Below are 13,692 nucleotides of genomic sequence, written 5' to 3' on the forward strand. Positions count from 1 at the left end.
ATAATAATTATGAGAGACATAAAAGAATTGAAATAGCAATCCCCTATGTAAATAAGGTATAATCTACATATAGTGAACCTTTTACGTCATTAAATAAAAGGTTCTTATACTCAAAAATTCATAAACTAGAAGGTGCAACAATGTTAAGTAGTTTTATTCATTCAGTATTAACGTTTTTTGAAGGATTAGGTTATTGGGGCATTATGCTTGGACTTATGATTGAAATTATCCCAAGTGAAATTGTCCTTGCTTATGCAGGATACTTAGTATTCAATGGAAGTATCTCATTTATAGGCGCTGTTGTATTCGGTACAATTGGCGGTGTTATTGCTCAAATCTTTATTTATTGGCTTGGACGATACGGCGGACGCCCTATATTAGAACGTTACGGAAAATATATTTTCATACATAAAAAACAAATAGATGCTGCAGAAGATTGGTTTAATCGTTACGGAACTGGCGTCATTTTTACAGCACGCTTCATTCCAGTAGTGCGTCATGCGATTTCAATTCCTGCTGGTATTACAAAAATGCCATTACTACGTTTCACTACATTAACAGCACTTGCGATTATCCCTTGGTCTATTATTTTCATTTATTTAGGTGAAAAACTAGGTGAAAATTGGGAGAATATAAATGATATTGCTGGTCCGTATGTGAAATCATTCGCAATTGGTGGCGTCGTACTTATACTTTTATACTTCGTTATAAAAAAATGGACAAAAAAGCGTAAAAATCTCGCTTAAGAATATAATAAAAACCGCTATAAATTCATTCGGAATTATAGCGGTTTTTTATTTATATATGAATTAATCTTCAGGAATTATATAATACCTTTCCATCTACATTTACATGGATAAGCAACCATTTGATCATTTCTTTCGTATATTATCTCAAAAAGGAGTGATTCCCCTATGCATTGGCAGCAAAAAATACCGTACTTAATCGGACGCCCTATCGGCATTTCCTTCATAAATGGGCAAGGAACTTCTGGTGTATTATGTTCAGCGCATGATGGTCAATTATATGTGTATGAATACCTTTATCAAGCTCAGTTTGCAATGAAACATTATGATTATAGACAGATTCAAGATATACATGCATTCCCAAATTGTCCTCACCAAAATCCTCTATACTAAAAAAATCGGAACGGCTCATAGCCATTCCGATTTCTATACTTTATTTCTCAGAATAAAATTTCTGCACTGCTTCATCAAAATAAATCCAACCTTTCCAGCCCAAATGAATCGTATCTTTTAAGAAATACTTATCATATTCATGACCAGAGAAATCAATTACTGGATATCCTGCTTTCTCAACCTGTTCTCGAACTTTTTTATAATACACTTCACGGCGTTCTTTCGGGAAGCCAGTATAATCATACCAGGGCCCATTTACAGGTACAGAAATAAAGAGTGGTTTGACATTTTTCTCTTTAAATAACTCTAAAATAATTTGTAAATCATCGTATTCTGGTGATTCATCATATGTTTCATTTGCTCTAAAGTTTTTTAAACCTTTTAGTTTTTTCTTCAGATTATTCTTATGATAATACGGATTTTCAATTCCGAATGTATTTGTAGTAGACTCAGCTTTCCCTTCTTGTTCTGCGTGTTTACGTGCGTCTTCCCAAGAAATTGAACGAAGTCCGATATTTGTTTTCTCCTTCATCGGTTCGATTTTAAATAAAGAGTTAAATATATCTCTATGATCTAAAATATTTCGATGCATATAAGCAAGTGGTTTAACTAAACCTGCTTTTATGTTATGTTTCGTATCATTATATACAATACCTTCTAATGAATTTTTTAATATATCATCTTCTTGAACAACTTTATAATCTAATAGCCGTTTCGCGATTTGCTTTTTCATTTCTGGATTTATCTTATCATTAAAAATAAAATGATATGCTTGTTGTTTGGAGAAATTATTAGTGAAATCCCCTTGTGAGACACCAGTCTTTGTAAACCATTGTGGTGAAAGAACAAAGACTACTTTTTTACCTTCTAATTCATCCATAGTAGATGTCATATTTAAAATATGAGCTAAACTTTGTGTACCGCCAGTTCCAATTAAAAACGGTGTAAAACCAGCTGGATTTACTTTGAAATAATTAGACGGATGATATGCATCCATTCGTAAAAATTCTGATGAACCGTACATCGGTAAATACTGTGAATTCTCTAACATTTTTTGCTGTAAGAAAACACTTTGTAATTTCTCTTTTTGTAAAGAAGTTGCCGCATCTTCTACCTTCTTATCACTAATAAGCGATACTAAACTTTTCGATGGGATTAGAATGATAATGAAAAAAAGCACACATGCTAAAATTATAGGACCAAAAGCATGCTTCATTTTCATCTTCTGTCCCTCTTTCTATCGTTATTAAATTGTAACCCTTGTTTTTGACACGTCATCTTTTCTCTCCTTTGTCTCTATACATGTTCCATTCTATTTATCTATTATATACATGTATGTATTTCCTTCCTTGTTCTATTAAGCCCTATATAAATAGCGCAAGAAAATGTTTCCATAGAAACATGTTAATTATACAAGATTCTACATAAATTTCACACTGGAATTTTAGTAATAATTTTATTTTTTAACAATAAAAAAACATATGAAATGTCTAGAATTCTTCGGATGATGTATGAAGTTCAAAATATGATAATAAACGCCCGCTATGATTAACTTCATGAGTATATATAAACCCGAGCTTTCGTAAAAGTTTTTTCGAGCTCTCATTTGCTACTTTAACTCTAGCAATTATTCTTGTTACATTCAAAGTCTCTATTGCATATTTAATGGAAGCCTCTGCTGCTTCTAATGCATACCCATTCCTCCAATGTTCTGGGTCAAGGAGATACATAATTTCTATTGCACCTGTTTCATCTACCTTTCTTAAACCACAATGTCCTAAAAGCTTTCCTGTTTCACTATTAAATAACAACCATACCCCGAAGTCATACTGTTCCCAATGTAAGATAAGTTGCCCAATATAATCATTTGTTTCTTCCTTCGACATTCCTCTTGATTTAGCCAACCATTTGCCAACAGTATCTTTTTTTAATATGTTATAAAACTGATTAATATCTTCTACAATTGGTTTCCTCATAAATAATCTTTTTGTATAAATTACTTTCTCTTCTTCAAACATAGACATCATTTCCCCTCCAAATACTGTTTACAGACTAATAAATTATACCATGAACTATTTTTCTAACTTTAAATAAGAAAAACAGACTATCACATACATGAAGTCTGTTTCTCCATTCTTTTATTTTTGTACATCTGCCCATTTTAAACTTGTAGCTGGACCAAATTGATGTACATATAAATCTTTCACATATGGTTTTTGTAAGTAAGATAATCCGCGCTGGAATACCGGTGCAATTACTGCATCATCAAGTAGCATTTTTTCAGCTTCTTGCATTGCTTTCCAGCGAGCCTTTTCATCATTACCTAATTCCGTTTTAATCTTCTTAATTAACGCATCATATTCTGGGTTTGCATATTCTGTATTATTGACGCTACTTCCAGAAAGGAATACTTCTAAGTAAGTCATTGGATCTGGATAATCTGGTAACCAGCGTGATAACGACATTTCATATTCTTTCTTCTTCTCAAGTGCTAATTTTTGCGTATGTGGTTGTAATTTCACATTCACTTTTAATCCTGGTAAGTTTTTCTCAAGCTGCTCTTTAATGTACTCTCCAACTTTTTTAAAGTTTTCCAAGTCATAATTTAATAGTTCTAACGTCACTTCATCTGTACCTGTTTCTTGCTTTGCCTTTTCCCAATATTCTTTCGCTTTTTTTACATCAGTTTTATTAAACTCACCTGCCGTACTTCTAAAATCTTTTTTATCTGGTCCCTTTAAAAATCCTTTTGGTACGTAATAGTTTGCTGCAACCGATCCATCATTTAAAAATGAATCTGCGAGTCCCTTCTTATCAAAAACTGTACTTAGCGCAAGACGTGCATTTTTATTTTTAAGAATCGGTACATTTTCATTAAATCGGAAGAAGTACATAACTGGATCTGTATATTGTTTTAGCTCTTTATTATTTTTATATTTATCTACGAATTCTGTAGAAATAACAGCTCTATCAACTTTATCTGTTTCATATAAATTTACCGCAGTTGAAATTTCTTTTACAATTTGATAGTTTACTTCATCTAACTTCACTTCTTTTTTATCCCAATACTTATCGTTTTTCTTCATTGTAAAGCTAGCTTCATGCTTCCACTCTGATAATGTAAACGGTCCATTATATACCGCTTTATTTGCTTCTAATCCATATTTATCACCTTGCTCTTTCGCATATTTTTCGTTAATTGGATAGAAGGATGGTAAAATTAATAATTTCGTAAAATACGGTACAGGATGTTCTAGCTCTACGACGAATGTTTTATCATCCTTCGCTTTTACTCCTAATTCATCTAGACCTAGTTGTTTTTTATTTATCTTCTCAGCATTTTTTACATCGTACGCAATGTATGCATATTGAGAAGCAGTATCTGGATTTATCAATTGCTTCCAAGCGTATACGTAATCATGAGCGGTTACTGGCTCTCCGTTAGACCATTTCGCATCACGTAATTGGAATGTATATGTTTTTCCATCTTTACTCACTTCATATTTTTGTGCGCCAGCTTCAATTACTTCATCATTTTTCGATAGACGGAATAGTCCTTCCATTACGTTATTCAAAACGTTAAACGAGACTGCATCTGTTACTTTCCCTGAATTTAACGACGGAATTTCACCTGTTTCTAGTAACTGTAATACTTTCTTCTCATCTTTCGGCTTTGTTGCAGTTTTTTCTTTTGCGCAACCAACTAAAAATGAAGAAACTAATAGAGTACTAACTAATGAGTAACGAATAACTTTTTTCATTTAAAAACCCCCTTCTATTTTTAAGGTAAGTAACGACGAGCACCAGCGTATTCTTCTATATATCCTGGTGTATTTAGCGGTATAATCTCTACCGACCTTTCAGCTCTTGGTGAGTGAATCATATTGCCATCACCAATATACATTGCAACGTGATGGACACTACCTTTCCCTTGATCATGTGCAAAGAAAATTAAATCTCCTTTTTGTAGATTTTCTTTATCAACTGCAACCCCTGCTCTTGATTGCGGTCCAGAATCTCGCGGAATTGTAATGCCGTGCGATTTATAGATCGTATGTGTGAAGCCAGAGCAATCAAATCCAAAACCACTTGTACCAGCCCATATATACGGTAAGCCTAAAAACATTTTCCCTGTGTTAATTAAATCATTGGCCGCCGGAGTTGGAATATCAGTTTGAGATCGGTAAACTGTTCCATCATTTTTTCGTAGCCATGCTTTCTGACCATTTGGCAACAATACACGGTATGAAATTGTGTCTTCACTTAATAGCGGCAGTCTTGTATTATAACTGACTTCAAGTGATTTATGTTTTTCAGAAGGATTTATATATAAAATCGCTGTTGGTTTGGTTATTAAGACAAAAGGTTCATTTGTTTTATCTGCAAATTCTTGATTATATGTTAATTGTTTTTCAGGCATCCAGCCCGGATAACCTTCTTCATTTCGTGGTGTTGGCTGTCCATGCACTAATACCTTCACCCATTCGCCTTTCTTATCAATAACAGTTACTTCTTGACCGAGTAAAGCTTGTGTTTCTAATTTATTTGCATTTGTTAACCATAGTTTCTCGTCAAGTGTCATTGATTTCGTCCATTTCCATAGATCCACTGGATTTGTTGCACTCGGTGTATCGATTGGTCTTAATGAATCAGGTGCTGTCCATAACGTTGCAGCAGATACATCTATAAATGCTTTATTATCCTTCTTTTCTTCAGCATTTGCCGATGTAAACGATGAAAATATAAATAAAGTTGTTAAAAATGCAGTTCCTACTTTTTTCATATATATCCCCCTTAAAAGATAGTTTACTTGTCTCTTCTCCTAAGATTTACTATTCACTGTCGATTGAAGGTTTACCTTTGATCCAGAATAAGTCATTCCTTCTGGCTCTTCCATTAACCAAAGCGGTGCATCAAGATCAAAATAATGAATATTAGGATGCGCTGCCGCTAAATGCGCAACAGCACTAACGGAAAGTGAAGACTCCATCATGCTGCCCACCATACACTTCACACCAGCTGTTTCTGCGATATCAGCAATACGCCATGCTTCACGTATGCCACCACATTTCATTAATTTAATATTAATGAAATCTGCATATCTTCCTTGAACGAGCTTTAATGCGTCACTTGCTGAAAATATACTTTCATCGGCCATAATTGGCGTTTGCACACGATCTTTGACGTACTTTAACCCATCCCAATTTTTCGCGTGTACTGGTTGTTCAATAAATTCTATATTTAAATTACGATTTTCCATCTCTTGAATGATAGAAACCGCTTCTTTTGGACTCCAACCTTGATTCGCATCTAAACGTAATGTCGTATTTCTTGGTACCACATTTCGAATTGCCTCAATACGTTCCAAATCTAAATGCGCCTCTTTACCCACTTTAATCTTTAATATTTGAAATCCTTTTTCTATATGTTTCTTCGCTTCTTTTGCCATTAATACAGGCTCATCCACACTCACTGTAATATCGGTATGAATTTCTTTCTTCCCGCCTAACAATGCATATAACGGCACATTTTGATATTGGCAATATACATCATATAAAGCGATATCTACCGCTGCTTTCGCACTTGAATTTCCAATACAACTCATTTGAATGCGCTGTAGTAACTGCTGAAATTGAATGATATTTTGACCAATTAAACATGAACGCATCGGCCCTAAAATCGCTTCTTCCATTCCGCTGGTGAAATCCCCCGTAATAACTGGCGTTGCGGCTGCAGCCCCCTTACCAATCACTCCTTCGTCTGTATGAATATAAACATCTATACTTTCAATTTCGGTTACAGTACGAAGCGCGGTTTTAAACGGTGTATGCAGTTTTACACGTCTACGATTTACTTTTACATCTGTAATTTTCATTTTGTTCATCCTTTCGTTCTCCAATGAAGTGAAATTTTAATCCACCGGAGATTTATACCCACGGATTATTAGGTAAACCCATTGGGCATTTACTCTCCTATCTCTCTACTTTATTTTCGTTTACTTTTAATGTAGGACGATAATGTGAAATAAAAAAATCCAGCCATAAGAATGATTCTTACGGCTGGATTTTGTCTATGATTGAGTAGACAAAGCAGCAAGCTGATTATATTTTTTCTGTGCATCTTTTAGCGCTACAAGTAACGCTTTTTGAGAAGAACCGAAATATCGGTTCTTTACTTCCATTACTAACGCCGGGTCATTTATATTTTTATGTAGAAATAAATATTTAACAAATTGAGATGTTAATGCAATTGTCGCTGAGCAGTCTGCATCTACAATTTCCCCTGTATCCTTAACAAGGATAAATGCTACGAAATAGCTTTTAAACTTTTCAGTAATGGGATTATTTTGAGGTGCTTTCGCATCCCCTACGATATAAATTGTATTTGAAGCGTACACAGCTATCTTCCTTTCTTATACGAGGATAACGGGTTTCTTAATAGTCGTATGAGCGAGGAACTCAACGTTGATTAAAAAATGTATCCGCTTACCTTGTATTATAATATAATTGACAGAATTTTAACAACATTTATTTTAGTGTATATTCCATATTTATGAAAACAGCTTAAACTCTTCATTTTTACAATATGTGATTGTTCCTTGTACCATGACATTCATACATAAAAAACTGCACCTCCACTTGTTAGACGCTGCCTAACAAGTGGAGGTGCAGTTCAATGGCTAACTGTTTTTTTATTACTTTGGCATCACAAATATAGTTTCATTTGACTTAGAAAATTGATACTCTTTTCTCGCTAACTTCAAAATTTCTTCCTCATCGTCTGTTAAATTTTCTATGTTAGTCTTTAAAGAATCTTTATCTTTCTTTAAAGATACTAATTGTTTCTTTTGATCCGTAATCGTATCTTTCTTTTTATCAATTACTTCTTGTTGTTTCGTTAAAATATATTGAACGTACAGAGTAGTTGCTGCAATAAAAAGGACCATTAAAATAAGACGCCTTAACTTCTTTTTATTTATCTTACGCTTGTCACTAGGTTGTGATGATTGTTCTGGTATATTAGGAACATTTACTCGTTTGAGTTTCCTCATTCAAATCCCCCTAACCCATATTTTTCACTACCATCGGCACGTTTTCTTACTAAACTAAATTCTATTCTTATAAAATAAACTCCTTCACAAAAATATCCCATAAATTAACCAATTAAAGATAGCATTCGACGACATTTCTACATTTACACCGTTTTTTTTTATACATGCTGCTATAAAATAGTAGTTTCTGTAATTCTTTTTCTACTATTGTAGAAGAGTTTTTTCACACACAAAATTCTTATCCCACATATCCATGTTATAACATGCTTACAAGGAGGAGAAATATGCATTACCGCACATTAGGTAAAACTGGAATAACTGTTTCTGAAATAGGTTTTGGCGCATGGGCAATCGGTGGTGATGAATGGGGACCTGTTAACGATAAACAATCTATAACCGCTATAAAAAAAGCAATTGAGTGTGGTGTGAATTTTATTGATACTGCGGATGTGTATGGTTTAGGACATAGCGAAAAGTTGGTGGCTACCGCGATTAAAGGACATCGCAATGATATTATCCTATCAACGAAAGGTGGTTTAATCGGGCATCACTACGACCCTAATGGAGTTCCTGTATATGATACTCCCGAAAAAATCATCGCCGTATTCGAAACAAGTTTACAACGTCTTCAAACAGATTATATTGATCTTTATTTTTGTCATATTTGGTGGCATAATCGTAGGGAAACAGAAGCATTTCTACGTGCATTTGACATATTAAAACGTGATGGCAAAGTAAGAGCAGTCGGTGTTTCGACTCATGATTTACAATACATTCATCATTTCAATAACAACAACGAAATTGATATCGTACAGCTTGATTACAATATATTAAATCGAAAACCAGAAAAAGATATATTACCATTTTTACAAGAGAAAAATTTAGGAGCTGTTATTCGTGGTCCATTAAAAATGGGCATTTTAACTGGAAAATTCACAAATAAAACAATTTTTCCGGATGGAGATTTACGCAAAGATTGGCCAAATGAAACTTGGTTTCAAGAAGACTTACAAACTGTAAAGAAACTTCGGTTGCTCTCAAATAAAAATCAGACCTTAGGGCAACTTGCACTTCGCTATGTACTCTCTCATCCGGCAGTAAGTGTTGTAATTCCTGGTGCCAAAACAGGAATACAAGCACAAGAAAATGCAAATGCATCTGTTCGCCCTATGTTGAGTGATGAAGAGCTTAACTATATTCATTCAATATAAAAAGCCCAATTCGGGCTTTTTAATTTGGGAAACTAATATCATACTCCATTCGCTTCGCTGTGTCCTCCGCAACATGCACACCTAACAAGTTTTTCACAATATGAAATGCCATATTAATTCCAGCTGAAATTCCGGCAGATGTTATAATATGTCCTTCATCTACAAACTTTACATTTTCTATAACTTCAACATTTTGAAACTCATTTTTAAACTTTTCAATACTAGCCCAATGTGTTGTTGCTTTTAAACCTTCCAGTAAACCTGCTTTCGCCAGTAATAGCGCTCCTGTACAAACTGAAGTCATCAGCTTTACTTCTTTCATTTGTTGGCGAATCCATTTTATTACTATTTCATTTTTTATTTCATATTCTCTAGCACCTAGCCCACCCGGAATTATTAAAATATCCACTGGTGGTAAATTTTCAATACTATAATCTGGCTGTACCTTCAATCCGTTCCTTGCTGTAATCATTTCCCCATTCTCGCTAACTGTATAAACAGTAAATGGTTTTTCTTCATTCACCTCAGTTACAGAAAAAACTTCAAATGGCCCTGCAAAGTCTAACACTTCTACTTCATTAAATAAAAATATACCAACACTCCATTTATTCATCATAAGTTCACTTCCTGTTTCAAATGATGTAATAGATGATCATATCCTTTTTCTAATGCAATATCATACGCTGTTTTCCCATCATTTTTCTTTATCATCTTATTAGCTCCATTTTTAAGGAGTAACATAATTATTTCTTCATTTCCTAATAATGCCGCTTCGTGAAGTCCTGTCCAGCCACCACTTTGCATAATATTTACATCTAATCCTTTTTCAATTAAGAAAGCAACAAGTTCACTTTGCTTGTTCGCAATTGCTGCTTGCAAAGGCGTATTTTCATTTTCGTTTTTCGCTCTACTATGTATATCTGCACCACTTTCTAAAAGAAAACTCGCTATTTCTTTCTGTCCAAAATAAGCTGCTAAATGAAGTGGTGTCCATCCATCTTCACTACATTCGTTAACAATACTTGGACTCGCCTTTATAAACTTCACTACTTTTTCCTTATTACCACTTATAACAGCTTGTGCTATTGATTGTAAATGCTCCATAATAATCTCCCATCCTTCAAAATATTTAAGCATCTCCTTCTACATGTTCTATTCATTATTATATTTTCCTTTTAAAACCTTAAGTTTACATAATAATATTATATATCAATTTTTGTGCTTAATGCTGAATAGCAATAATGTTAAAAATACTGCCTTTAAACAATGAAGACCATGATTTCATTAGAATGACTGAAAAAGCAAGCAAAAAACTATACACATAGTTTTCATCATATTTGTTCAGTTGCATGAACTAAAACAGGTAATGTTTATTCTGCTATTTATGCTTTCAACATATCAAATAATATTATTCCAATAAAAAAACAATCCATTTTAAAAATGGATTGTTTTTTTATTTCTGTTTTATGCGGTTTATTTTATTTTTGTATTTTCAATGATAGAATAATTATATTTACAAAAATGAAACGCTACTATCTTAGCCCCTCTTATAGTAAATTTTTCGTTCGAAAACAAAAATACAATTTCACCTTACAATTGAAAAAACATATGTAAAAGTTTCTAAAACAGCTGCCTTATCATACTAATCTATAGCAATTCTGTCTTCTTCCCTTACCTGTTTCCTTTAACACATACGATTTTAAAACTAGCGCCGTTAATGCATCTGTTAATGTTTTATATGATAAATTTGATAATGCCAATAGATCGTTCGTATATAACATTCTATGCTTCTCTAATAATAATAGTACTAATCGTTCAGACGGTTTTAATGCCTCGTCACTTTCTAGTATAAAGTCTATATTTTTCATTTCTCTAATTACTACTCCTTATATAAAAAAATACTTTAGGTGCTAATTTAATATGAAAATAATACATAACAAAATTATAGATATATTAAAATAGTACCATCTAAAAACACTATTATACTATAACATAGAAGTAGTGTTTCCCCAAATAGGAAATGCTTTTTTATATCGCTGTAAGATTCTTGCAAATGTACATAATATTTTGTACCATTACCCGCCAAGTTTTCTTCTAATTTCGCTGCTCATCTCGATGTATTGGTAATCAATGAAGTTCTTCTAAATTTATAAACAAATAAAAAACGGTTCGTCTATCATGCCCTAAACATGAATGACAACCGTTTTCTAGTTTCTTCTTAATTAACATGCTCTATCTTAAATATTTCTTGCAATATGCGGCTTACTGTAATGACTTGTTCCACCGCCACCTACAACTACTTTACCGCCTTTTTCAAAAATTAATAATTTACTTGAACCATCTGCAAGAAGCACTATTACTTCAGCATTATTACTTGTTGCTATATAAATTACATAACCACTCTTTGATATACAAGTTTCCCAATTCGCATCAAATTCTGATCTTACTACACGATTTGAATACACTTGATTTTCAATTCTATCTTGTTCTACGTTTTCCAAATTTATTCTCCCCTCTTCCCTGCATAGTTATATATATTAAAATAGCACCATCTAAAATAGTGACCGATTTTAACATAAATAGTATATGTAATTAGTAGGAGAATGCTTGGACAATAGAAACGAAATAGACTTCGGGAATTTTACAATTGAAACTTCTCTTTAATCATTTCCGCTACTTCTTTTGCACTCAAATACGTGTTATTAATTTTTATATACTCTTCTTTTTCAATTTCACCATGAAGAGAGTTTAATCTATGCATTTTCATCGTTTCTTTCAAATTATTTTTAGACCACTCAATATCTCTTTTTTTCGGTTTATGTTCTAATCTATTCGGGCTTTTATTTCGTTCTAATCTTTCATCTAATTCCGCTTCCGGCTCTACAAAATACACTGTCCCACCTTTTGATTCAAAAATACTTTCTACATGATGTATATAATCCTAATCCGCTTGGAGGTCAAATGCCCATATATACGTAAAAATCATTCCAGATAAATCACTTTTAGATACTTCTTCAAATATTTTATTACGAAATAAACTTACTAGTCTTTTTGCTTCTTTCGTACTGTAATCAAAAATTAGACTTACTAAATCAATTGTCATGTGGTTATGAAAAAATTTTAAACCGGTTAATGTTGCTAATTCTTGCCCCACTGTCATTTTTCCAACTGCTTGTGGGCCAAATATTAATATAAGTTTCATTTATTTCCCTCCAATCTTTCTCTATAAACCACTACATAAAATTAAAAATAAGGCAGCCGATTTTTAATCGATTGCCTTATTTTTTATTCATAGTTTTAGTTCTATTCTTTTCGCACAGCTTCAAAAGTAATCATTTGATTTGCATTTGACGGTTCTTTTTCATAAACATATTCAGCAGAGCAAGTAATGTTTGAGAAACCTATACTTTCTAAAAGAAGTATAAACTCTTCTATTCCATACCAGCGCAGCGCAAAGCGTTGCAATTCTGTTTGTACTAACTGTCCTTTACTCCACTTTTCATATTTCAAATATGATACAGTAACTTGGTTCAGCCAATCTATTTCAATTGATTTATTTTCTAATGTGATTCCGTCTCCGCTTGGCAAAGAGAAAGTCGATGTATGAATTTCCCCAGTCTTCCATTTATGCGGGAGCATAATATCTACGATTAATCGTCCACCTGGATTAAGATGTTCATAAAAACATTCTAATGCATTTATAGAATCCACACGATTTTCAATTAAACAAAAAGATCCAGTAGGAATGATAATTGCGTCATATTTATGCGGAAGTGAAAATTGTTGCAAGCTTCCTTCATACAAATTAGGATGTAAGCCTCTCTCTTTACAGCGCTTACGGCAAGAATCTAGCATTTCAGGTGAATAATCTATCCCATCCACTTTAAAACCAGCCTCTAGAAGCGGAATGATGACACGCCCTGAACCTACTGCAGCTTCGAGGATTCTTCCTCTACAATCTTTTAAACGTTCTTTGTAATACTCAATATCACCATTTAAAGAATAACCGACTGGTTTTGTGTAATCATACAGTTCCGTACAAAGTGTACTATAAAAGCTAAACATTTATTTTCTCCTCCGTTTTTACGTACGGAAGATTTCAATTCAACTAATCTTCCTGTACCTCTAATTTTAATGAGATTTCGAAAGAGCTGACTGTCATAATATATCACTCACTTTCCATAGAATATAATGATATTGTATTACATAACCTTCCAATTTGAAATATAAAAATTAAAAATTCAGACTACAAATTAAAGAGCTTACTTTAGTAAGCTCTTTAGAAAAAATA

The 13,692-nt window shown here is 33.1% G+C and carries 15 protein-coding genes and 1 pseudogene; 3 read left to right on the forward strand and 13 right to left on the reverse strand.

Annotation, left to right across the window (positions count from 1 at the left end; all coding sequences use genetic code 11):
* Positions 1-140 precede the first annotated feature (140 nt).
* Both uptA and C3Y97_RS13795 read left to right on the forward strand, forming a co-directional pair.
* Positions 141-746, forward strand: a complete 606-nt coding sequence (uptA, locus tag C3Y97_RS13790) for an undecaprenyl phosphate transporter UptA (RefSeq protein WP_000952913.1) — start codon at positions 141-143, stop codon at positions 744-746.
* Between the two features lie 168 nt (positions 747-914).
* A complete protein-coding gene (locus C3Y97_RS13795; RefSeq protein ID WP_000558689.1) occupies positions 915-1,139 on the forward strand; it encodes a hypothetical protein in 225 nt (74 codons plus the stop codon).
* Between the two features lie 40 nt (positions 1,140-1,179).
* Here the strand turns inward: C3Y97_RS13795 and dltD are convergent, their stop codons facing one another.
* The 7 genes from dltD to C3Y97_RS13830 all read right to left on the reverse strand — a co-directional run bounded on the left by dltD (position 1,180) and on the right by C3Y97_RS13830 (position 8,190).
* The gene (gene dltD, locus C3Y97_RS13800) at positions 1,180-2,361 is read right to left on the reverse strand and encodes a D-alanyl-lipoteichoic acid biosynthesis protein DltD (RefSeq protein ID WP_000782309.1); all 1,182 of its coding nucleotides are present in this window, start codon (positions 2,359-2,361) and stop codon (positions 1,180-1,182) included.
* Between the two features lie 268 nt (positions 2,362-2,629).
* Complete coding sequence (locus C3Y97_RS13805) at positions 2,630-3,163, reverse strand: GNAT family N-acetyltransferase (protein ID WP_000061617.1); 534 nt, start codon at positions 3,161-3,163, stop codon at positions 2,630-2,632.
* 114 nt (positions 3,164-3,277) lie between these two features.
* Positions 3,278-4,900 carry a peptide ABC transporter substrate-binding protein gene (locus C3Y97_RS13810; protein WP_000755971.1) on the reverse strand — a complete coding sequence of 541 codons (1,623 nt, stop codon included), beginning with the start codon at positions 4,898-4,900 and terminating at the stop codon, positions 3,278-3,280.
* 20 nt (positions 4,901-4,920) lie between these two features.
* A complete protein-coding gene (locus C3Y97_RS13815) occupies positions 4,921-5,922 on the reverse strand; it encodes a C40 family peptidase (protein ID WP_000755417.1) in 1,002 nt (333 codons plus the stop codon).
* A 39-nt stretch (positions 5,923-5,961) separates the two neighbouring features.
* Positions 5,962-7,023, reverse strand: a complete 1,062-nt coding sequence (locus C3Y97_RS13820) for a dipeptide epimerase (RefSeq protein ID WP_001038462.1) — start codon at positions 7,021-7,023, stop codon at positions 5,962-5,964.
* Positions 7,024-7,209: 186 nt separating this feature from the next.
* A complete protein-coding gene (locus tag C3Y97_RS13825; protein WP_000271313.1) occupies positions 7,210-7,536 on the reverse strand; it encodes a DUF3870 domain-containing protein in 327 nt (108 codons plus the stop codon).
* A gap of 297 nt (positions 7,537-7,833) precedes the next feature.
* Positions 7,834-8,190 carry an FtsB family cell division protein gene (locus tag C3Y97_RS13830; RefSeq protein ID WP_001228738.1) on the reverse strand — a complete coding sequence of 119 codons (357 nt, stop codon included), beginning with the start codon at positions 8,188-8,190 and terminating at the stop codon, positions 7,834-7,836.
* 284 nt (positions 8,191-8,474) lie between these two features.
* Here C3Y97_RS13830 and C3Y97_RS13835 point away from each other — a divergent pair, with 284 nt between their 5' ends.
* Entirely contained in the window at positions 8,475-9,401 is a 927-nt protein-coding gene (locus tag C3Y97_RS13835; protein WP_000559360.1) for an aldo/keto reductase, read from the forward strand.
* A 19-nt stretch (positions 9,402-9,420) separates the two neighbouring features.
* Here C3Y97_RS13835 and C3Y97_RS13840 read toward each other — a convergent pair whose 3' ends face one another.
* The 6 genes and pseudogenes from C3Y97_RS13840 to C3Y97_RS13865 form a co-directional block, all read right to left on the reverse strand.
* Positions 9,421-10,017: a DJ-1/PfpI family protein gene (locus C3Y97_RS13840; RefSeq protein ID WP_000981423.1), complete on the reverse strand. Its 597-nt coding sequence runs from the start codon at positions 10,015-10,017 to the stop codon at positions 9,421-9,423.
* Positions 10,014-10,505 (reverse strand): ankyrin repeat domain-containing protein, encoded by a 492-nt coding sequence (locus tag C3Y97_RS13845; protein ID WP_000400680.1) that lies wholly within the window; start codon positions 10,503-10,505, stop codon positions 10,014-10,016. Before C3Y97_RS13845 ends, C3Y97_RS13840 begins: the two co-directional genes overlap by 4 nt.
* 533 nt (positions 10,506-11,038) lie before the next feature.
* On the reverse strand, positions 11,039-11,269 hold the full coding sequence (locus tag C3Y97_RS13850; protein ID WP_000789029.1) for a hypothetical protein: 231 nt from the start codon (positions 11,267-11,269) through the stop codon (positions 11,039-11,041).
* A gap of 369 nt (positions 11,270-11,638) precedes the next feature.
* Positions 11,639-11,902, reverse strand: coding sequence for a hypothetical protein (locus tag C3Y97_RS13855; protein WP_000432421.1), 264 nt, complete (start codon positions 11,900-11,902; stop codon positions 11,639-11,641).
* 140 nt (positions 11,903-12,042) lie between these two features.
* A pseudogene (locus C3Y97_RS13860) lies at positions 12,043-12,603 on the reverse strand (DEAD/DEAH box helicase family protein).
* Between the two features lie 101 nt (positions 12,604-12,704).
* Complete coding sequence (locus tag C3Y97_RS13865) at positions 12,705-13,466, reverse strand: class I SAM-dependent methyltransferase (protein ID WP_000490906.1); 762 nt, start codon at positions 13,464-13,466, stop codon at positions 12,705-12,707.
* Positions 13,467-13,692: the final 226 nt, after the last annotated feature.

It is taken from the genome of Bacillus sp. DU-106, assembly GCF_004799705.1.
Taxonomy (GTDB): Bacteria; Bacillota; Bacilli; order Bacillales; family Bacillaceae_G; genus Bacillus_A; species Bacillus_A cereus.

Excerpts from the sequence above, each read along its gene's own strand:
- uptA (WP_000952913.1), top strand. The coding sequence starts at position 141 with ATGTTAAGTAGTTTTATTCATTCAGTATTAACGTTTTTTGAAGGATTA.
- C3Y97_RS13795 (WP_000558689.1), top strand. The coding sequence starts at position 915 with ATGCATTGGCAGCAAAAAATACCGTACTTAATCGGACGCCCTATCGGC.
- dltD (WP_000782309.1), bottom strand. The coding sequence starts at position 2,361 with ATGAAAATGAAGCATGCTTTTGGTCCTATAATTTTAGCATGTGTGCTT.
- C3Y97_RS13805 (WP_000061617.1), bottom strand. The coding sequence starts at position 3,163 with ATGTCTATGTTTGAAGAAGAGAAAGTAATTTATACAAAAAGATTATTT.
- C3Y97_RS13810 (WP_000755971.1), bottom strand. The coding sequence starts at position 4,900 with ATGAAAAAAGTTATTCGTTACTCATTAGTTAGTACTCTATTAGTTTCT.
- C3Y97_RS13815 (WP_000755417.1), bottom strand. The coding sequence starts at position 5,922 with ATGAAAAAAGTAGGAACTGCATTTTTAACAACTTTATTTATATTTTCA.
- C3Y97_RS13820 (WP_001038462.1), bottom strand. The coding sequence starts at position 7,023 with ATGAACAAAATGAAAATTACAGATGTAAAAGTAAATCGTAGACGTGTA.
- C3Y97_RS13830 (WP_001228738.1), bottom strand. The coding sequence starts at position 8,190 with ATGAGGAAACTCAAACGAGTAAATGTTCCTAATATACCAGAACAATCA.
- C3Y97_RS13835 (WP_000559360.1), top strand. The coding sequence starts at position 8,475 with ATGCATTACCGCACATTAGGTAAAACTGGAATAACTGTTTCTGAAATA.
- C3Y97_RS13840 (WP_000981423.1), bottom strand. The coding sequence starts at position 10,017 with ATGATGAATAAATGGAGTGTTGGTATATTTTTATTTAATGAAGTAGAA.
- C3Y97_RS13845 (WP_000400680.1), bottom strand. The coding sequence starts at position 10,505 with ATGGAGCATTTACAATCAATAGCACAAGCTGTTATAAGTGGTAATAAG.
- C3Y97_RS13850 (WP_000789029.1), bottom strand. The coding sequence starts at position 11,269 with ATGAAAAATATAGACTTTATACTAGAAAGTGACGAGGCATTAAAACCG.
- C3Y97_RS13865 (WP_000490906.1), bottom strand. The coding sequence starts at position 13,466 with ATGTTTAGCTTTTATAGTACACTTTGTACGGAACTGTATGATTACACA.